This is a genomic window from Wolbachia endosymbiont of Nasonia giraulti (assembly GCF_048054155.1).
Lineage (GTDB): Bacteria > Pseudomonadota > Alphaproteobacteria > Rickettsiales > Anaplasmataceae > Wolbachia > Wolbachia pipientis_C.
Map to the genome: position 1 here is coordinate 1 of NZ_JAFEVH010000008.1, position 20,688 is coordinate 20,688.

Annotated in this window: 13 protein-coding genes; 5 read left to right on the top strand and 8 right to left on the bottom strand. The window is 35.0% G+C overall.

The features are described 5' to 3' along the window. Positions 1-287: 287 nt before the first annotated feature. The 6 genes from JR312_RS01910 to JR312_RS01935 form a co-directional block, all read right to left on the bottom strand. Positions 288-3,098, bottom strand: a complete 2,811-nt coding sequence (locus JR312_RS01910) for a hypothetical protein (protein ID WP_416647579.1) — start codon at positions 3,096-3,098, stop codon at positions 288-290. Beyond that, positions 3,079-5,433 (bottom strand): VirB4 family type IV secretion/conjugal transfer ATPase, encoded by a 2,355-nt coding sequence (locus JR312_RS01915; protein ID WP_416647580.1) that lies wholly within the window; start codon positions 5,431-5,433, stop codon positions 3,079-3,081. The genes JR312_RS01910 and JR312_RS01915 overlap by 20 nt, the downstream gene beginning before the upstream one ends. 51 nt (positions 5,434-5,484) lie before the next feature. After that, the gene (locus JR312_RS01920; protein ID WP_226079535.1) at positions 5,485-5,850 is read right to left on the bottom strand and encodes a hypothetical protein; all 366 of its coding nucleotides are present in this window, start codon (positions 5,848-5,850) and stop codon (positions 5,485-5,487) included. A gap of 104 nt (positions 5,851-5,954) precedes the next feature. Next, entirely contained in the window at positions 5,955-7,328 is a 1,374-nt protein-coding gene (locus tag JR312_RS01925; RefSeq protein ID WP_416647581.1) for a DUF350 domain-containing protein, read from the bottom strand. Between the two features lie 132 nt (positions 7,329-7,460). Beyond that, positions 7,461-8,456 (bottom strand): NAD(P)H-dependent flavin oxidoreductase, encoded by a 996-nt coding sequence (locus tag JR312_RS01930; protein ID WP_416647582.1) that lies wholly within the window; start codon positions 8,454-8,456, stop codon positions 7,461-7,463. 5 nt (positions 8,457-8,461) lie between these two features. After that, the gene (locus JR312_RS01935) at positions 8,462-8,983 is read right to left on the bottom strand and encodes a cytochrome b (protein WP_264330955.1); all 522 of its coding nucleotides are present in this window, start codon (positions 8,981-8,983) and stop codon (positions 8,462-8,464) included. Positions 8,984-9,247: 264 nt separating this feature from the next. Between JR312_RS01935 and JR312_RS01940 the strand changes: the two genes are divergently transcribed. After that, complete coding sequence (locus tag JR312_RS01940) at positions 9,248-10,420, top strand: NADH-quinone oxidoreductase subunit D (RefSeq protein ID WP_264330956.1); 1,173 nt, start codon at positions 9,248-9,250, stop codon at positions 10,418-10,420. An 18-nt stretch (positions 10,421-10,438) separates the two neighbouring features. On the opposite strand, the gene recJ is transcribed toward JR312_RS01940, so the two are convergent. Beyond that, a complete protein-coding gene (gene recJ / locus JR312_RS01945; protein WP_341813513.1) occupies positions 10,439-12,178 on the bottom strand; it encodes a single-stranded-DNA-specific exonuclease RecJ in 1,740 nt (579 codons plus the stop codon). A 659-nt stretch (positions 12,179-12,837) separates the two neighbouring features. Here recJ and miaB point away from each other — a divergent pair. Beyond that, complete coding sequence (gene miaB, locus JR312_RS01950; protein ID WP_416647583.1) at positions 12,838-14,160, top strand: tRNA (N6-isopentenyl adenosine(37)-C2)-methylthiotransferase MiaB; 1,323 nt, start codon at positions 12,838-12,840, stop codon at positions 14,158-14,160. Positions 14,161-14,223: 63 nt separating this feature from the next. On the opposite strand, the gene JR312_RS01955 is transcribed toward miaB, so the two are convergent. Beyond that, positions 14,224-14,457 (bottom strand): hypothetical protein, encoded by a 234-nt coding sequence (locus JR312_RS01955; protein ID WP_264330959.1) that lies wholly within the window; start codon positions 14,455-14,457, stop codon positions 14,224-14,226. 138 nt (positions 14,458-14,595) lie between these two features. Here JR312_RS01955 and ileS point away from each other — a divergent pair, with 138 nt between their 5' ends. Genes ileS through JR312_RS01970 form a run of 3 tightly spaced genes read left to right on the top strand, consistent with a single transcriptional unit; the run spans position 14,596 to position 20,619 of the window. Further along, positions 14,596-17,766, top strand: coding sequence for an isoleucine--tRNA ligase (ileS, locus tag JR312_RS01960; protein ID WP_416647584.1), 3,171 nt, complete (start codon positions 14,596-14,598; stop codon positions 17,764-17,766). Between the two features lie 44 nt (positions 17,767-17,810). Further along, positions 17,811-20,303, top strand: coding sequence for a hypothetical protein (locus tag JR312_RS01965; protein ID WP_416647585.1), 2,493 nt, complete (start codon positions 17,811-17,813; stop codon positions 20,301-20,303). After that, positions 20,290-20,619: a hypothetical protein gene (locus JR312_RS01970; RefSeq protein ID WP_416647586.1), complete on the top strand. Its 330-nt coding sequence runs from the start codon at positions 20,290-20,292 to the stop codon at positions 20,617-20,619. The genes JR312_RS01965 and JR312_RS01970 overlap by 14 nt, the downstream gene beginning before the upstream one ends. Positions 20,620-20,688 lie beyond the last annotated feature (69 nt).

Consider the following 20,688-nt stretch of genomic DNA (forward strand, 5'->3'; position numbering starts at 1 on the left):
ATACTTTATTATACCTTTATCATTTACTTTAGGAAATACTATAGTTTGTGACATTGGCGTCCAGTTAAATTTACATGGATTTCAGTGTCAGCTACTCGAATGACATTATGGAAGCTGTGATGACAAGGAAGGAAGCACTAGAAAGAAATGGGTGTCAAGCACTGGGATGACATTATGGGAACTGAGATACAAGAAAAGAAACACTGGTTTGACATGCAATCTGAATAGATACTCTCAGTGATGTAAATTCACTGTTACTCCATTTGTAACCCTCAAGGGTCCTTTTACTATGATCCTAACAATTCGTTTTCGATTTCTTTTTTAATTGTCTCAATAATCTTTTTATCAAGTTTATTTATTAAGGAATCATCAATACCTGTGATATCATCTGGATTTTGTATCATTTTTTCAATAGCATCATCTATTTTTTTTACTCTTTTTTCATTAATTTCCTCAAATATAGGTTTAATTTTCACATAACCAGGAGCGCCCTTGCTATAATTTTTGCTGCTTTCGTTGATGCAGCCGCCAGCACCATATATTATATTAGTGTAGCTTTTACTACATTCTGGTACATTTTCATACTCAATCTTACCATTCCTTATGTATGCTATTTCATTATCCTCTCTAGAGTCTAACTTATCTCCTTTTACAACTTCTTCTTCTAGCTTTAAATTTTGCTCATGAATTATTGTATCTTTGTAATTCTTTCCCCCATAGGTTCTGTATGTACCTCCACCTGCAACAGTAATTAAATCTTTACAAATTGTTTCTGAAAGGTCTCTGCACATTTTTATTAAAGTAGGTCCCCCATCCTTGTTAGATTTATCATTTTCTTGTCCACCACTTCCTTCTGTTACTTTTACTTTAATATATGGATAACTAGGGTTGACTCTCAGTTTAGCTTTAATGTAATCACCTGGCATTCCTGGTCTATTTTCTGTAGACTGAGCTGTACTATTTATATGACCGGCTTCACCACCTCCCCATGCTTCTATTTCAACGTAATCGTACATTGACAGATCATCTGTATAGCCATCTCCAAGCTCATAAAGTTTTTGATCCCTGTCTTCAATAATCTGCTTCTTATGTTTCAATTGTGTTACTATTATTTCAGGCAATCTCTTTTTTAAACCGTCTAAATCGAACCTGCATAATTTATCAGCGAAAAAGACTTCTGTTCTATTTGCTTTAATTGGATTATCTAACTTCTTTACAACTCCATTTTCATCCTGTGAAACTCTTAAGTAAAAAGGCTTGTTGTCCTTGTTCACATACTGTGTTGAGCGACTACACACTCCATCAAAGCAGAGGCAACCATCATCACCTTGCTTACATTCTTTTTTGTGTTTCCCATCTGTTAATTCATATACTATCTTGCATTTGTCACAATTTTGTTTTGTATCTACCTCTTTATCCTCTTTTGCCATGCAATTGTCTCTAGGCTTATTTTCTTCAGGAATAGAAATATATCCTTTCTTATTGAATATTATTTCATTCAGTGCATCTTGTGGCTTTGCTAAAACATCAACTAATTCAATAATTTCCCCTTTTTTGCAAGGAAAATAATAAGATTGATTTGATTCTTTCGAGTAAACAGTATTGTGTTTAGCATAGCTTGCTCCTACTGACTTCAGCGATATTAGCTCACTTCCTTTTTCAAGAACAAGCTCTTCTGGTTCCGGCTGCCAACCAGAAAGGCAGAGCATTTTACTTTTAGGATTTTCTTTATATTTTATTTCTACTTTTGGATATCCTGAGTCATCTAGTTTGCACTTACCATTCTGAAGCTCTTTACATTCTGTTTCAATATCGGGAACATATCCATACTTTTTTAAAACCTCAAACTGAGAGTTATTTTTTAATATACCTTCTATTATGTTATCGATATCGCTTTTTATGTTACCGTTACCAGTTGTTTTTTTTACTATTGCTGGCTTTACTACTATTAAAGGCAGATGGCCAATGTATGTAGGAGAATTTTTATTAACATAAAAAGTACAGATGCCATTACTGTGAGTTCCACGTGCGTCATAAGTACAAACGTTCTCACTCATCTTCATTTTTACCTCTAGCGTATTTTCATTTACTACCCTTATTTCCTCAGGCTTTGGAGCAGTTGGTGATGGAAAACAACGGGCAGGAAACTGTAATTTTCTTTTAGATTCTTCTCTCTCAGTACCATAATATTCAGTGCAGAGCTGACCTTTTTTTCTATAGGTTTTGAAGTAATGGTAAGTATCTTGATCTGGAATAGAGTATGTAGCACTTTGAATATTCTCATTGCTTGAAACAACGCGTGGAAAAGGTAGCTCTCTTCTTTCTCTCGTCTCACCAATAATGACTCCAACTCTTGGATTAAAGTAATCATTATCTTGGTTTCTTATAGGAACAATTCTAATTTGCGGTGGTGACATCGCAAGTTGTTCACAAAATGGAGGTGGACCAGGTGCAAGTGGCACAGGGGCACATTTTACTTTTGTTTGATAGCATGTATCACAAGCTTTTTCCATCTCTCCAGGACGAAAAATATTTTCCCCAGAAAATACTCTAGAGCCCCATGAAGAAATTCCTGACATACAAGCCCCTTTCTGACTGCAAGCGCATATTTTAGGGGCATTAGCAAATTTTACTTTTTCTTCATCAGTAACACCATCTGCCCATTCCCATCCAAGACCTTGGGCAATTTCTCCTCCAGCTTTTGTTTTATCTCCTTCCCAATCGATAAAAGCTGCTGCAGAAATTCCAGCTCCTGTACTCTGCGTTCCATATATCTGGCGGCAGAATGTTCCACTGGATAATATATAACAGTTGTCGTTTCCTTCGTAATCGCAGACCTTAATCTTTGGATCGAAGTAACCTTCTGGTCCCTGATTATTTACTGCTGTAACTTTAATAAATTGCAATAATTTTTCGTCAAAGTCTAAATCGCTCCACTTGCCTTTAAAAAAATTTGCAATACCTTTTCCTGCTTTACTTCCTGCAGCTTCAATTTCAGTATTACTTTTTACAAATGTTGGACAATCAGCATATCCTTGGTAAGAAAGACAAAATATCAAGGAGAATATCAATAAAAAATTAAGCTTTACATTTTTCATAGAACACCGGTAACCACTTACTCACTTTTTCGCCTTTTTCCTTCATCGCCTCATACATATACTTTATAGTCTCTTTATTAGCTGAAAGTACATGTATTTCTTTCATATTTTTCAAATCTAGATTTAAAGTTACTAAACCTTTGTATTGCTTGATCAAAAATAAACCTTCCTGTGTTGGTGTTTGCAAAATGACATTCAGTTCCTCTTTCGACAGAGAAAATGCCTTCATGTATAATCTGTTTGCATTGATGTTCGGCATCAGAATCCTGGTATCGACATGCTTATCTAAATATTGAGTAAACTTGCTAGCAAATGCTAGGTTTAAGTTTTCAGTACTTAGAATTACTACAACATTTAACTTTGTCATTCTTTGCATCCAGTTGTCAAACTCTCCCTCTGTAGGAAAAATATTACTTATCTCCCATGCTTCATCCAAAACAAGTATTGCAGGTGAGCCATCACATTTTGCTTCGAAAGAGTATAAGAAATAGTAAAGTATCACGGACATACATTCTTTTTGCTTAGTGAGATTCGCAGTATTGAGAGATATGATTTTTGTTTCCCAGTCAATGTCTGACTCATCACCATCTTGGAATAAGTAAGCAAATTCACCATCACCACACCATTTACTTATTTTACCCCCAAGAAGTAAAAGCACTTCAGAAATTTGAGAAATAGAGCGCGATTCTCTTGGTATAGCAAATATAGAATCTACAATTTTTTTTGTCTTTTCTTCTACGTCTACCAAACTTGCATCTGCAACCATCCTTTTGATCAATTCAACAAGCATATTGCGATTAGAAGCACTATCTTCAATGTTCAGTGGGTTAAATTTTAGACTTTTATCTTTATATTTTGGATCAATTATGTAATATTGGCCGCTTACTGCTTTAGTAAATATTATTGATTTTCCAGTATTATCCAATATAACAATCCTAGGGTTAAATTTTCTTGATTCCGAAAGTAAGAAATTGATCAGTGAGGTTCTACCTGAATTTGGAGCTCCAAGTATTGTGGTATGACCATTATTTTTCTTTCCATGAAAGTTAAAAAAGTAAGGACTGCCTTTTTTTGAAAAAAAAACTGTTACTGCTTCTTTCCATCTTCCTCCTTTTAACGTACCTGATGTAAAATCATGCAACATAGCAAAGCTGCAAGCATATTTTTCTAATATATTTTTTGGTTGTGTAACAAAAGCAAAGTTTCCAGGAAGCTGTGCCCAAAAATGATTTTCCATGTGCAGATCAGTCCTAAACATCATCAACCCGATTAACGACATTACAGAGGATAAATCGCTGATATTTTTAGCTAACCTATTCTTATCATCTGCAAAGATTGTAACAATAATTTTCTGTTGACAAAAATCCATAGCAGAAATTTTTTCAAGCTCCATTATTTCATTTATTCCTGAGTTTTGAAGTAAGGTATTGTCCTCACTGATTTGCAGTATATTAATTTGTTTTTTTAATTCTTTTACTGCTTTATTATTACTAGTAAATATTATTATTTCTGTGATGATAAGCTCAGAGTCAAGTTGCAAACACCTATCTATATTTTCTAAGGGGATTTCTCGATATTCCTTTATGCAAAAAATAGAACCAAACTTCTGTTGACCTTCAAACGATGTTTGAAATTTATTGAAACCGAAAGCTACTTTTAGGTTTTTCACATGCTGCGATAGATCCCTTTCACATATTGGATAATCTTTGTGCGTTAATGTAATAATGTAATGGAGAAATTCCATCATTTGAGAATATATTTTGCCTTCACTAGATCTAAGGCCCAGTTTTTTAGCTCCAAAAGGTTCTAAATCTTTTTGAATCAGGTCAGTTATTTTTTGTAATTCTTGATGATTTTTTTGTAAAAATAACTTGTGCCTATTCTTTATCCCGCCAAAAAAAAATGCATTATTAATATGTTTGCCAAAATCACTAAGTAACACCACAATGTATAGCTCATTTATATACTGTAGTTTACTATCAACTAGTTTATTAAACCACGTTGAGTGTAGCTGATCGGAAAAGTCTGAAGTTTTATTCCACTGTAAGCTCAGTTTATTGCGCTTACGGACAGTGTGAATCCAAACGGTAAAATATAAACTCTTGATATTTTTTGATATACTTTTTCTAATTTCAGTTCTAAGATCACCATAGTTATCAACTGAAGAATAGTCTTCTAATTTGATTATTTTTAACAATTCCCCCTGTTTTGTTAGTATAGTTTCTTCATCGTAGTGGCAAGCATAAGGGATAAAATCTAAATTAATACTTTCTAGTAACGCTAAATTGTTCTTTTTTTCAGAATTAGAGCTAGTGGCTGGTACTTTTGGTTGCATACAATATCATGCGTATTCAATAAAAAGATAATAAAGAATCATCTATCTTACTTAATCCTTATCTTCTTTTTTGTTATTGGATTGTAACTGTATGTCCTTTGCAAAGTTGAATTTTTCTTTCAGGTAATCTGTTGCCTTTTCTGTGCTTCCAAACATCATGATCAGTACGCCAAATATTATCATGAAAAAAATTAGGCCTCTGAACACTACTGCAAGTATCACTGTAGCTATACATAAACCTATAATTGTTGAGGGACTCATATTTTCTACAGTATCTTTAACTGAAAATGAAGAAATAAGTTCTTTCAACGTTCCTGGTATATTTTTCAATTCATCACTTGCTTTGCTAGAACATGACATGAAGATAAAACTTAACAGGGCTACAATAGCAAAAACTCTACCCAATTGAATATGCATCAGCTAAATACCTTTAAGATACTCCTCAAATGTAACAATTTTTACATCAATAGGCAAGAACCGAATTCACTTGCTCACCATAAGTAACTCATATTTAACTTTTATCACCGTGTTAGCTCTTTATTATCAACAAGAGGACTCACACTAATGGATGTCAATTTACTTGACAGAAAGTTTGAACACAATTCAGCAGCAGCAGCTGTAGCAAACACCGCAGCCACCACAAACAGTCCTGCTCCTACTAATCCTGATGTCATTGCTCCTGCAACAATGTACCCTATTGCTAAGAGAGCAGAACTTGTTACAAGTGCGACGTGAAGATTTTTGTTTTTGATTTTACTATTATTTTCATAATTATTGGATTGCATTGTATCTTTTACCTTACTGCCTGTCACTGAGATCACACAATGAGGCCCTTCTTCAGTCTTCTTATAATGTTTAGAAGGGGATATTCTTCCGCTTGGGCCTTTGGGCCTTGTTTTGTTCGGATGTGCTAATTTTGTTTTTCCTTCATCTTCTAGTTGCAAACTATTATCTTCCTCAGCAGGGTTTAATTTTAAGTGTACACTTTCCTCAGATGAAATGCTTGTTACTGAAGTTAAGCTGTTCCTTCTGCTACCTGATGCCAAGCTAGATGAATTTATTCCACTATCTAAATCACTACTACTGAGTTTAGAAGTATTTGCACCGCTTGGCACTTCTACAGCATTCACAGTTATATTAGGCTTTTCATTTTTTAAATCTTTACTATCAATCGAAAGGTCAGATTGACTATTCAATTGTAATTGTGGGATCTCCTTTTTTGCTTGTGATTGTTTTGATGTAGGAGTTGTTAAATCACCACAATGAATTGAACTTCCAAATTTATTATATGTTCCAGAGATTCCTGTTCCACTTACACCCTTAGCTAAAGAATCCTTTTCCAGAGGATTAATACCTGAATTTTTGGGAATTTCAACTTCACCAGAAAGACTTTGTTTGTTAAATAGTTCCATAGCATTACCTTCTTTTTGATTTTGAATAACGCTACTAGAATGATTTTTGTTACTACTTTTATTAGTAAGCTTTGAAATTATTCCTAATATTTTTCCTCTTCTTGTTGGTGATCCTTGTGATTGTTCTATTTCATTCTTAAATACTGGAAGTCCGACTTCTGATCCCATTACTTCTTTTTCCAATGCTGGAAGAAATTTCTCGGTGTAATAATTATAATATTTTTGATATTCTTCTTGCTCTCTCAGTAATTTTGCTAATTTAATTAATATGTTAGGATCAGCTTCTTTGTTGAACAACTCTATGCATTTTGCGATAGTTCCATCTCCCTTTTTTAGATTTTCATGATTATGTGTTTTTTTTGTGACCTTTTTGTATATATTGGTGAACAGTTTACGATCTTCTTCATTACTCAAAGATTGAATAAGCTCTTTTATTTTACAAGGTAAATCATTACTCCTAGATTTTTTTGAAGTACCTAGCATAACACTCCTCTCATACAAATAAAATGTATGAATACCTCTTTAGCGTTAATTTTACATTAAAACTGGGCAATTATGCCTTATTGCGGATAATTATAGCAATTTGCTAACTATTTTCTTTGCTGATTACTGATTTTACATTTCAACATAATTGCTTGCCTGTTGAACTAGCATATCTATTACTTCTTTTACAGGCTTTTCTCTATCAACCATGCCAACACTTTGACCGGCCATTAAAGATCCTGTTTCAATGTCCCCTTCAATTACAGCTCTTCTTAAAGCACCAGCCCAGAACTTCTCTATTTCAAGTTGCCCCTCTTCTTTTGAGATTTCTCCATTTTGATATTTATCAATAATGTCTCTTTGATGCTCCATAAAATCGTCACTTGCTTTGTTAGCTATAGCCCTTACTGGAATTACAGGGAAATCAGCACTAATCTGCACAGAAGATACAGCATTACGCGCAGCTGATTTGATGAATACTTCTTTAAAATTTTTGTGAGCGATTGACTCATTCGTGCAGACAAATAATGTACCTATTTGACAGCCACTTGTTCCCATTTCTAGGTAGTTCACTATCATTTCGCCTCTTCCTATTCCACCTGCAACAAACACCGGTGTTTTCTCATTTTTAAAATGAGGTAATATCTCTTGTGCGAGAACAGAAGTGCTAACAGGACCGATATGTCCTCCTGCTTCCATACCTTCTATTATTAACGCATCTACCCCCATGTTTACTAACCTTTTCGCAAGGCTTAATGCTGGTGCAAAGCACATAACTTTAATGCCTGCATTCTTGATTTTTGCTATATTAGGTTTTGTTGGTAATCCGCCAGCAAGAACTACATGGCTTACTTTTGTTTCAATGCATATATCTATTAACTCACTCAAATTTGGGTGCATAGTAATTAGATTGACACCAAATGGCTTATGAGTTAATTTCTGTGTCTCTATGATTTCTTTTTTCAGTAAGTCTGGAAACATTGCACCACATGCAATTACACCAAAACCACCGGCATTTGAGATTGCTGAAACTAAATTTCTCTCTGAAACCCAGCTCATAGCACCACCCATTACTGCAAACTCACTACCAAGAAAATTCGTTCCTTTTTTCCAGAGGCTATTTAACATACAACCTATATCATACGTTTAAAAATGTTTTGTTTATCTATAAATGTGTGTTTTAAAGCACCAAGTATATGCAAGGTTATAAAGACTATCATAAGATATGCAAGCATCGAATGTAGCTGATTAGCTGCACTAGCTAGCTCTTTGTTTTCATTGATTAACAAAGGGATATGAACAAAATATTTGATCTCTTTACTAGAAGCAGAAGACATGACATAACCAGATAATGGCATTAGCACCATCAAAAAATACAAACCAAAGTGTATCGTTTTGCTCGCATTGATTACGAATCGAGAAAAATTGGCTGGTAATGGCGGAACATAAGTAAAGACGCGAAAAAATATACGTACTATAATTAATCCAAGAACGGTGATACCACAAGCCTTATGAATAGTGTATATGCTGAATTTAATTTCACTGCTAATCGGCAAACTTTTCATGTAAAGTCCAGAACAAAGCATGCCAATAATAAGAGCAGACATTAACCAATGAATGATCCTTAAGCCTAAACTATATTTATTGTCTTTCATTAATTTTGATTACTCTAAAGTAGAATTTATATAGTAGAAAAACTATTTCTCAATCAAAATTATCTATACATAATTTCGCTGCCTTGATCAACATAAGTGCAATAATTGTATGTGATACATAAACATTGTCTATCAGATCATGAAGAAGTGGTGAAGTTTTTGAGAGTTTTTCTATTGTAACGATGAGTTATAGCTTGTACAAGAAGCCTATTGACTTTAAGCACATTTTACCCTATACAATTTTAACATCTTAAACTTCCAAACATGCCAGATCTAAAGACAATGATGCTAAACTTTGGCCCTCAGCACCCAGCTGCACATGGGGTGCTACGTCTTGTTTTAGAAATGGATGGTGAAGTGATCGAGAGGGCAGATCCCCACATTGGACTTTTGCATCGCGGCACTGAGAAGTTAATAGAACATAAAACGTATCTTCAAGCTCTGCCTTATTTTGACCGCCTTGATTATGTGTCACCAATGTCGCAAGAGCATGCATATTCGTTATGTGTAGAGAAATTATTGCAGTGCGAAGTTCCGATTAGGGCAAAATATTTGCGTGTTCTATTTTGTGAGCTGACAAGAATACTAAATCATTTACTAAATATCTCTTCCCAAGCGCTTGATGTTGGGGCAATGACCCCTCTTTTGTGGCTCTTTGAAGAGAGAGAAAAAATACTCGAATTTTATGAAAGGGCCTCAGGTGCAAGATTTCACGCAGCTTATATAAGACCAGGTGGAGTTGCAGCAGATATTCCAGAAGGTTTGATTGAGGATATTGCAAAATTTATAGCGCAATTTCCAAAGTATATAGATGATGTTGATGAGCTTCTAACAGAAAACAGGATATGGAAGCAACGCACTGTAGAAATCAGCAAGATATCAATTAAAGAAGCTCTTGATTGGGGCTTTAGTGGACCGATGCTGCGTGCTGCTGGTCTCGCTTGGGATTTGCGGAAAAGCCAGCCATATGAGATATATGATCAATTAGATTTTGATATACCTATCGGCCAAAATGGTGACTGTTATGACCGTTATTTAGTAAGAATGGCAGAGATTAGGCAATCTATTAGCTTAGTGAAGCAATGCATAGAGAAAATTCCTAAAGGGCCAATAAAAACTGAAGATAGAAAAATTTCTCCACCGCCAAGAGCAGAAATGAAAGAATCTATGGAGGCTATGATTCATCATTTTAAGCTTTATTCAGAAGGATATCATGTGCCAGAAGGTGAAGCATATGCTGCAGTTGAAGCACCAAAAGGTGAGTTTGGAGTATATATAGTTTCAGATGGTACCAATAGACCTTATAGATGTCGAATAAGAGCACCTGGCTTTGCGCATTTACAGGCCTTAGATTTCATGGCAAAAGGACACATGCTTGCTGACATTGCAGCAATTATCGGTTCACTCGATATAGTCTTTGGTGAGATTGATAGGTAATTATTGTAAAATAGTAACTTAACTAATGGTTAAGACATCTTCTATCATAAGTTGTATAAATTCATTGCCATTCCAGTAATTCATAGAGATTTTACCCAAAATGGCTTTAACATTACCCTGCATAATAGCAGAGCCAAGCTCAGTATTTGCACAGCGAAACGCAATAGCTTTGACCATAACATTATCGTCAGCAATAAAACATTTTATATGGTCAACTCCTACAACTTCAGGCCTCCTTATCTTTGCTCCTTGAATGATGAATCTCGGTTCAGGATTGCCAGCTCCAAATGGCTCTAAGCGCTGCAGTTGATTCCACAGGGATAAGTTTATTGCTTTAGCTGTTACTATGCCATCGGCTTTTATGATTTTGTCATTTGTAGAGTTTGCAAATCTTGCAGTAAAAAAATCATGTAGATCACTTATTTTATCTTCTTCAATCGAAAATCCTGCTGCCATACTGTGACCACCACCTTCAATGATTAGGTTGGTAAATTTTGCAGAAAGAACCGCAGCGCCAATATCTATCCCAGAAATTGACCTGCAGCTTGCTTTTCCTATTCCATTGTTTAAAGATATCACTATCGTTGGTAAGTGAAACTGCTCTTTTAGTCTTGATGCAATGATACCAATTATTCCCTGGTGCCAATTACCACTTACCATTATAAAATTTACACCTAAGTGGGCAAAATTTTCCGCTTGTGTTGTAGCTTCCAAAATAGCCTCATTTTCTAGCATTTTTCTTGCATTATTCAAATCTATTAGTTTTAGCGCGATTGAATGCGCCTTTTCTTCATCATCAGTGGAAAGCAACCTTGCACCGAGCGATGCTTCTCCAATTCTTCCTCCGGCATTTATACATGGCCCAATACTAAACCCTAATCGTGAAACACTTGGTTTTTCAAGGATTCCCAAAGCGTCAAACAAAACACGTAAGCCAACATTTTTTCTTGCTGACATAACTTTTAATCCTTGTAAAACAAAAGCCCTGTTTAGGCCTGTAATCTGCATAACATCGCAAACAGTTCCAAGAGCAACCAAATCCAGTAGATCAAATAAATCTGGTTCTTTTTTGTTGGTAAAAAATCCTTGCTCACGTAGGCTTCTGTTAAGAGCAACAATTAGCAGAAATGACACTCCAACTGCTGCTAAGTTATTATAAGGAGAGCTCTCATCAAGGCGGTTGGGATTAACAACTGCTACAGCACTTGGTAATTTTTCTATACCAAGGTGATGATCGACAACTATAATATCAAGTCCAAAAACCCTTGCCTCTTCTATTGGTTGATATGCAAGCGTACCGCAATCAACAGAAATACATAAATCAATACCATTCTTTTTAAGTTGTAATAAAGCATCTGTGTTCAATCCATAGCCCTCATCAACACGATCTGGAATATAGATTATAGAGTGTGTCCCAATCGCTCTTAGGTACCTATTAATCAATGCTGATGACGTTGCACCATCAACATCGTAATCACCAAATATTGCAATATTCTCATTATTGTTTATTGCTTTTATTATGCGAGAAACAGCTTTATCCATATCAAGGAGGTGAAAGGGATCTGGTAATAGCGATCTGATTAGTGGGTGTAAGAAGTCATGTGCATTTTCTATGTTAACACCACGAGCAACTAATATTCTTGCTAATATTTCTGGCAACTCAAATCTCTGTATAAGAGTAAAAATCTCCCTTTGATCTGCTTCTTGTAACTTCCACAGTGCATTTGTTATGCTGCGTTTTTCAATATCAAGTAGCATGCTCTTTATAAATAAAACTACTTTACCAGAACTTTTACGCTTGTTCTATAATTGTGTTAGATTTCTGTATAACCTAAAGGAAGGATATAGGAGAGTGTCACTCGAAAGGAATCACATTTATTTTGACAAAGAGCATCTGTAAAATCTGATACTTCTTCTTGCATAACATGCTCTTTAATTAGCATCATATCTATATTAGCATGTAAGTGTGAACATTATATCAGTGTAATTACTTTTTGGTATACATGACAAATTTATGCCTGGAAACAGTTTTTGGCTACTTAAGCCTTTTCTAACTTTATTTCATATTCTTTAAAGTATTTTTTGCACTTTCTTTATAAAAACCATAGGTACCAATCGGTTTTTAGCTTAAGAATAAAGGTTAAGTATCTGGAATTCTGGACATAAAATCCTCCTGAAAGATTAGAAAGAAAATGCAGCGCACATACTACAGTATACACCGAAGAGGATACGCTACACTTTTTATTGAGAAATTGACTGAAAAGTCCGCAGACTGAGATAGATTTTTGAGCTCTTAAAATACCCCTACTGTTAGAGTAAGGAAAGCGAGAAGGTTTGTCAAGCAATCTTTATTGGCTGTTGTACTAGAATTCAGTTTTTCGTATAATTTGCTAGAATTTGTGTGAAGAATTTTAAATATGAAAGGCCTATATATTAAAACTTACGGCTGTCAGATGAACGTTTATGACTCTGTTTTAATGGAGAATATAGTTAAGCCTCTAGGGTTCAGTGTTGTGAGTGATGCAGAACAAGCTGATTTGGTGATATTAAATACTTGTCATATTAGAGAAAAGGCAGCAGAAAAGCTCTACTCAGAGCTTGGAAGAATTCATTCATCACAAAAAAATAAGGAAATGACCATAGTGGTGGCTGGATGTGTAGCGCAAGCAGAGGGAGAAGAAGTGTTCAGAAGGGCTCCTTTTGTTGATATTGTTGTTGGTCCACAGAGTATCGCTGTTTTACCGGAGCTGATAGTCAAAGCAAGTAGAAGTAAAGGTCATGTAATAAATACTGATTTTCCAGAAGTTGCAAAGTTTGATAAATTGCCAGATGAATGCTATGGCAATAGCCAGGGGTCTTCTGCGTTTCTTGCTATACAAGAAGGTTGTGATAAATTTTGTACGTTTTGTGTGGTGCCTTACACTCGCGGGGCTGAGTATTCACGATCAGTAAATGAAATATTCCGTGAAACATTAAAGTTAGTTGCAAGTGGAGCAAGGGAAATTACTTTGCTTGGTCAGAATGTCAATGCTTATCATGGGGAGTGTGAGGGAGAAGTGTGGGATTTAGGAAAATTAATTAGTCACATTGCTAAAATTGAAAAGCTAGAAAGAATCCGCTACACAACTTCTCATCCAAGAGATATGCACGAATCTCTCTACTTGGTACATGCGGAGGAATCAAAACTCATGCCGTTTGTTCACCTACCTGTGCAGTCAGGTTCGAATAAAATATTGCATGCAATGAATAGAAAACACACGGCAGAGGAGTATTTGGAAATAATAGACAGATTGCGCAAATTGAAACCTGAAATTGAATTTTCTTCTGATTTTATTGTTGGTTTTCCTGGAGAAACTGAAAAAGACTTTGAGGAAACTATGAAATTAGTAGAAAAAATAAAATATGCTCAGGCTTATAGTTTTAAATATAGCCCAAGGCCAGGAACGCCAGGGGCGGAAAGAAAAGATCAAGTACCAGAAGAGGTTAAAACAGAGCGTCTTCTTCGGTTACAGGAATTAATTAGCAAGCAACAACTTGAATTTAATCAGAGTATGATAGGAAAAACTATTCCTGTTCTATTCAGTGATAAAAAAGGTAAACACCAAAATCAAATTATTGGTAAAAGCCCATACATGCAATCAGTATGCGTTGATGATCCTGACGACAAATACAAAGATAAAATAGTAAATGTAAGGATATTGGAAGCTAGGCAAAATAGTTTGTTGGGATGCGCTGCCTAATTAGAGAAAAGTGCTCCCATGGTCTCATGTAGAAGCACTTTGTGTGTTTTATAAGTTTATAAGCTATCTAGATTTAATCCTTAAAGGACTACAGCTCTCTGTTACGTAATCATATGAGACTTGATATAATAGATTTGCGGGATTTTTTTTCTTTTCCCACTGATAGTGTACCTTTTTAATCTTTCCAGAATTATTATATTCATAAGAAACTGATTCCCAAACAAAGCTGCTTTTACTATTATTTTTGTTAGCATCATGAAATTTCTGATAAGGCCAACTTCTATTGTCTTTATTCATCTTCAACCTCAATAAATAAGTCTAATGAATTAATATGTTGTATAATGATGTCAATACCTATCTATGTTTATAGAAACAGAGTTTTTGAATTTGTAATTTTCCAGAAAGCTCTATATTCTTTGATTTTATCCAGTTAAAATGAATATGAAGTATTATCCTGATACAAGCAGCAGTCCTGATTTTTCATTGCTAGAAAAGGAAATCATAAAATTTTGGCAGGAAAATAAAATTTTTGAGCAGTCAGTCGAGAAACGTTCCAAGGGTCATTGTTTTGTATTTTATGATGGGCCTCCGTTTGCAAATGGACTTCCGCATTACGGACACTTGCTTACTGGTTTTATAAAAGATGCATTTGCAAGATATCAAACTATGCTGCAAAAAAGGGTTGAGCGTAGATTTGGTTGGGATTGCCATGGCTTACCAGCTGAGATGGGTGCAGAAAAGGAACTTGGAATATCTGGTAGAACTGAGATAGAGAAGTTTGGCATTGAAAAATTCAATAATCATTGCCGTACTTCTGTGATGAAATTTTCATCAGAATGGGAGAAGTATGTAAATAGACAAGCAAGATGGGTAGATTTTCACAATGACTATAAGACTATGGATAAGTCATTCATGGAGTCGGTCATGTGGGCATTTAAGCAGCTTTATGATAAAGGTCTGGTGTATGAATCAATACGCGTTGTTCCCTATAGCTGGGCGTGCGAAACTCCACTCTCTAATTTTGAAACAAGACTAGATAATGCTTATAGAGAAAAAGCTAGCAAGGCTGTAACTGTTGCGTTTGAACTTTTAGAAAACCCAAAGCAATTTAAACAAAAATGTAAGTTGCTTGCTTGGACTACAACCCCTTGGACGTTGCCAAGCAACCTCGCACTGGCAGTAGGGGAGGATATTGAGTATTGTATGGTGTTAGTAAATGGTGAAGTCTGCATCTTTGCTGAAAGTTATTTAGAGAAATTTGTCAGCCACTGTGAACAAAGCAATATTCAATATGAAAACTGTAATACAAAACTTAAAGCGAGTGATCTTGCAGGTCTTTCCTATAAACCACTGTTTGATTACTTTAAAGATACAAAAAATGCGTTCCGTGTTTTCATTGCCGATTATGTTACAGCAGAAGGTGGTACTGGTGTTGTGCACACTGCTCCTGGCTTTGGTGAAGAAGATTTTTACCTTTGCCAAAGACATGATATTCGGGCTGTTTGTCCAATTGATAACGCTGGAAAGTTTACTGCTGAAGTTTCAGATTTAACAGGAATTCATGTTTTTGATGCCAATGATACAGTAATAAAAAAATTAAAAGAGCAGGGGAGTTGGTTTAAGACTGAGCAACATATTCATAATTATCCTCACTGCTGGAGAACTGATACTCCTTTGATCTATCGCACTATGCCTTCTTGGTACGTTGCTGTGACAAAGTTCAAGGGGAGAATGGCAGAACTGAATAAGAGAATTAATTGGATGCCGAATCATATTAGAGATGGTCAATTTGGAAAATGGCTTGAAGGAGCACACGATTGGTCTATTTCACGCAATCGATTTTGGGGTACTCCAATTCCCGTGTGGAAATCAGACGATACAAAATATCCAAGAGTGGATGTGTATGGCTCAATAGCAGAACTAGAGCGAGATTTTAATGTTAAAATAGATGACTTGCACAGACCATTTATCGATACTTTGATAAGACCAAATCCTGATGATCCAACAGGAAAATCAGTTATGCGTCGTGTGCCTGATGTGTTTGACTGTTGGTTTGAATCTGGATCGATGCCGTTCGCGCAAGTTCACTATCCCTTTGAAAATAAGGAGTGGTTTGAGAGTAATTTCCCTGCGGATTTTATCACTGAATATATAGCACAAACAAGAGGATGGTTTTATACGCTTTTTGTGCTTTCCACTGCTTTATTTGATAGTGAGCCATTTAAGAATTGCATATGCCACGGTGTGGTTCTTGATGTGAAAGGTCAGAAATTATCCAAACGTTTGAATAATTATGCAGATCCAATGGAGGTTTTTGACAAATATGGTTCTGATGCGCTGCGTTTTCTTATGCTGTCTGGTTCCATTGTTTGCGGTGGTAATTTACTACTCGATAAAGAAGGAAATTTAGTGCGTGATGTTCTAAAAAACGTAATAAAACCTATTTGGAACAGTTATCACTTTTTTACTATGTATGCAAATGCAGATGGAATTAAAGCTGAGATTTGTCAAGATTATCAAAGTACTATTGATCGCTACATGATTTCAAAATGTTTTGAAGCTGTGGAAGGTATCCAAGCTTCTATGAACAACTATAACTCCCAGGAGGCTTGCAAAATCCTGACAGATTTCTTTGAAGTGCTAAATAACTGGTATATTCGTCGCAGTCGTGAGCGTTTTTGGAAAGGTGATTTAGATCAAGACAAAACCGACGCTTATAATGTTCTGTACACAGTTTTTTATTACATGCTTCGAGCTGCAGCTCCTTTGTTGCCACTCATAACAGAGACTATATGGCAAGGGCTTAAGTACAAAGAAACATCTGTTCATTTGGCTGATTTTCCACAATCAGATAGATATGACAGTGAACTCATTGTCAAGATGGATTTGGTAAGAGAGATATGTAACTCTGCATTATCCATCAGAAATACGTTTAATATACGTATCAGGCAGCCACTTGGCAGTATGACCATTTATCATAGTTCTTCCTGCGATTTCCTTGAAAATGAATATCAAGAGATAATAAGAGATGAGGTAAATGTAAAAAAATTAGAATTAGTAAACAGACTTGAAGATATTGCATCACTAGAGCTAAAACTAAATTTTCCGCTACTTGGTAAGAAGATTGCAGATAAAATCAAGAAACTAGTTCAATATGTCAAAGAAGAAAAGTGGAAGCAAATTGAGAATGAGCAAATATTTCTGGGGGATGAAACAGAGAACTATACTATAGAAAAAGGTGAATATGAACTATTGTTAAAAGCAGACAGTGAATATTCTTCTGTATTTGATAACAATAAAGGGATTGTTGTTCTGAGTACTGAGCTCAATGACGAACTAATTCTAGAAGGGCTTGCGAGAGATGTTGTGAGGCTTATTCAAGAAACTAGAAAACAAGCTGATTTTCATATATCAGATAGAATTAGAGTAACAATAAAAACAGAAGATGAAAAAATTAAGGAAGCAATAACTACATGGAATAAATATATAAAAGAGCAGACCCTTGCCTTATCTTTGGACACTAATAAAGAGATCGAGGCCGATTTCTATTTTAAGGAATACCAAGGTTTGACAGTTGGTATTAAGTTAATAAAGTTGCAAAGTTAGTAATGTTTATGCTATACTTAAATTACTTTAAGTAGGGTGGTGATATGAATCAAGTTGTTGCAGATGGTCATAGAGAAGTTATTGATTTAAATAACAACAGTGATGGTTTAGGTAAAGTAGAATCTATTTCCAATGTTGCTTTGGAAGAGGAAGAAGAGTTTTTTGATGCTATGGAAGATGTTTCTAATGTAGAAGAAGGGAATGATTTAGGTCTTGCTAATTCAGAAGAGGAAGAAGAGTTTTTTGATGCTGTAAGTAAGCAGAATTGGTTAACTGATTTTAATATCCCACTCAGTATATTTCATTATAAAGGTTATAATTCTGACTTTTTTACCTCCTGGTATAATATGTCAAGCGAAATATTGAAAGAGATAAACAGAGCTTGCCCAGAGAAGAAAGTATTAAATTTAGCTCTGTCAGTTTTAATGCTCCCTTATATTGCTTTTACTGCACTAGGGTTAGTCATATACAGTAGATTTAAAGCAAATAGCAAGACACAAGAAGGTGTAGGGGAAGATAAGACAAAAAAGAGTGAAACCGGTGTACCAAAAAGATTGGCATACGGAGCTCTTGCTGCAATAGCAATTTTTGTTAATGTAACTGTACTTGTAGCCTTAATCGTTCCTGCAACAGTTGCTTTGGCTACTTTTTATCTTTTAAATAGAGATTTATCTCACTCTTTAGTTGCTGCTCTTAAAATAAGTATGGGGCAGTATTCTAATAAGCATCAAAATATTGAGGTGTCTTTTTGTGAAAAGGAAGTTTCTGAGCCAAATATTGCATGGGATATGGAAGTAAAATTTCCACCGCAATTTAAACGATTGCTTAGAGATTTGTATGAAAATGAAAATAACAAGTGGTTTGATGTGACACGGGATTCAGAGCATAGCATCGTACTGAAATTGTCAACTAACATCAATTTAAAAAATGGTCTTAAGCCCTTACGCAATGAAATCAAGGATGTACTTGCAACTTCTATTCAGGAATTCGCAAAGACTATGGAAGAGCTGATAAAGTTAGAAAAGAAAGATATTACATATGATAAATTGAAGGAATTGTTGGACGAATTCAGGTTAAAAGTGGTGGATAGTATAGGTTCTAAGTTGACAACTCACTTAATAGAAAATGCTTATCAAGTTGCCTTTATACAAGCAATTAAGTTTCAGCAAAATAGACGGGGAGAAGATTTTTCACTGGAAGATGAGCTAAAAAATACTTTAGTGAAACAAGAACTGGAGAATCAAGGTAAGGAATTACCAAATGAGAAAGAAGTGATAATCAAAGATTTGAAAGAACTAAAAATAAAGGAGTCACGTAATTTGACTGATGAAGATGATCGGCTAGAGTCCCTTATGAAAGTAGGTGATATAAGTGATGATGCACTTCCTGTATTTAAAGCAGAATGGGAACGATTTATACAAGAAGGTAGGATAACTAAGAAAACAATAACTGATGTTTATAAGGGTATAAATCCTGGAGAAACAGAAAAAGCTCTAAATAATGCTGAAAAGAGAATTAAGGATTTAAAAGAAGAAGGACGAGAAAGATATATTAGAGTACGCGAAAAATTGAAAGAAGTATATGATGAAGGGAAAAACAACTTAACAAACGATGATTTAAAAAGGAAATTAGAAGGTCTTTTTAAGTTCGAGTATGGTGATCAAAAAGTTGAGCGAAGGCTAGTAGAATCAGTAATGAAAAAAGCTAAGGGTGAGTTAGGCCTGTTAGGAATACTAAGCTTAATAGACCAGTTTCGAGATTTAGAAGAGGAGATAAAAGGTCCTTTGAATGGGGAAAGTTTAGAAGAAGCTTCAGGTAAAGTGAATGCTTTTATAGCAAAGATGTATTTAGAAATAACGAAACGTAAAACGCAAGATTTGTTTAAAAGTCAAGCAAAGGGTATAGAGAATTCATGTAAGTTATTAGAAAGGGAGGCACCAGATCTAGTAGAAAAGATTAATTCACATCGAGTGAGAATTGAAAAATACTTAAAAAGACCTGAACAACCTATGCTATTGAGAAAAATAATAGAAGGGAGTAAGGATTTAAATAAGTACTTAGAAGATGAGCGAAAGATAAAAGGAGAAAAGCATCCAAGTACAAAATTAATAGAGAAGCACTTGAAAAATAACCAAGAAATTCTGAAAGCATTAAAACAGTTAGAATTAGAAGAAAAAGGATTGTTGATAAATGAAAAAACAAAAAATGATTATAGAGAAGAACTGGAATCTCGTGAAAAAATAAAATTTGCAATAATAGAAGATGATTTACTTAAAGCATTCGAGCATGAAATTCTTGATGAAGAAGCAATTAAGAAGTTACTAGGGAGAGCAGAACTTGAGTACTATTTGGCAGAAAAGTTCATAAAAAGTCCTGTAATTAAAACAAAAGATAATATCAAACACTTTTGTCAAGATTTACTGTCTCCTTTAATAAACAGATTGGTGGAAAATATAGTAAATAATGTACCAAAAAGCGATAAGAGTTCATGGCTCCAGCCTATGAAAGCTGTTAAGACAGGTTTTGGGATATATTAAAACAGGTCTTGCCGTTGCAATGCATGGGGATAAGAGCGCAGAGGGAAAAGCGTTGAGTGTGGCGCATGATACTCATAAGGAAGTAGAAACATTTCTTCAACATTTTCAATCAAGTTATGAAGGAGTTGGAGGCTTTTTAGGCAATTTATTTTCTGATGATGGAACGACATTTAAAAATGATGTATGGCCTAAAGTAGAAGAGCATTTGCATGGAATGTGGGATAGGTTTTTCAAGGATATTGAATTCAAGATAGGGAATAAATTGGATGAAGTAAACGTGACACAGCAAAATCAGGGAACTGTGATTACAGCTTAATAATGAGCTCTCAAAGTTCCTTCAGGGAACGTTCAAAAAAGTGTGTCAAACCGCATTTTCAATTCAACT

Excerpts from the sequence above, each read along its gene's own strand:
- miaB (WP_416647583.1), top strand. The coding sequence starts at position 12,838 with ATGAAAGGCCTATATATTAAAACTTACGGCTGTCAGATGAACGTTTAT.
- JR312_RS01920 (WP_226079535.1), bottom strand. The coding sequence starts at position 5,850 with ATGCATATTCAATTGGGTAGAGTTTTTGCTATTGTAGCCCTGTTAAGT.
- JR312_RS01915 (WP_416647580.1), bottom strand. The coding sequence starts at position 5,433 with ATGCAACCAAAAGTACCAGCCACTAGCTCTAATTCTGAAAAAAAGAAC.
- recJ (WP_341813513.1), bottom strand. The coding sequence starts at position 12,178 with ATGCTACTTGATATTGAAAAACGCAGCATAACAAATGCACTGTGGAAG.
- ileS (WP_416647584.1), top strand. The coding sequence starts at position 14,596 with ATGAATATGAAGTATTATCCTGATACAAGCAGCAGTCCTGATTTTTCA.
- JR312_RS01940 (WP_264330956.1), top strand. The coding sequence starts at position 9,248 with ATGCCAGATCTAAAGACAATGATGCTAAACTTTGGCCCTCAGCACCCA.
- JR312_RS01925 (WP_416647581.1), bottom strand. The coding sequence starts at position 7,328 with ATGCTAGGTACTTCAAAAAAATCTAGGAGTAATGATTTACCTTGTAAA.
- JR312_RS01935 (WP_264330955.1), bottom strand. The coding sequence starts at position 8,983 with ATGAAAGACAATAAATATAGTTTAGGCTTAAGGATCATTCATTGGTTA.
- JR312_RS01955 (WP_264330959.1), bottom strand. The coding sequence starts at position 14,457 with ATGAATAAAGACAATAGAAGTTGGCCTTATCAGAAATTTCATGATGCT.
- JR312_RS01965 (WP_416647585.1), top strand. The coding sequence starts at position 17,811 with ATGAATCAAGTTGTTGCAGATGGTCATAGAGAAGTTATTGATTTAAAT.
- JR312_RS01930 (WP_416647582.1), bottom strand. The coding sequence starts at position 8,456 with ATGTTAAATAGCCTCTGGAAAAAAGGAACGAATTTTCTTGGTAGTGAG.
- JR312_RS01910 (WP_416647579.1), bottom strand. The coding sequence starts at position 3,098 with ATGAAAAATGTAAAGCTTAATTTTTTATTGATATTCTCCTTGATATTT.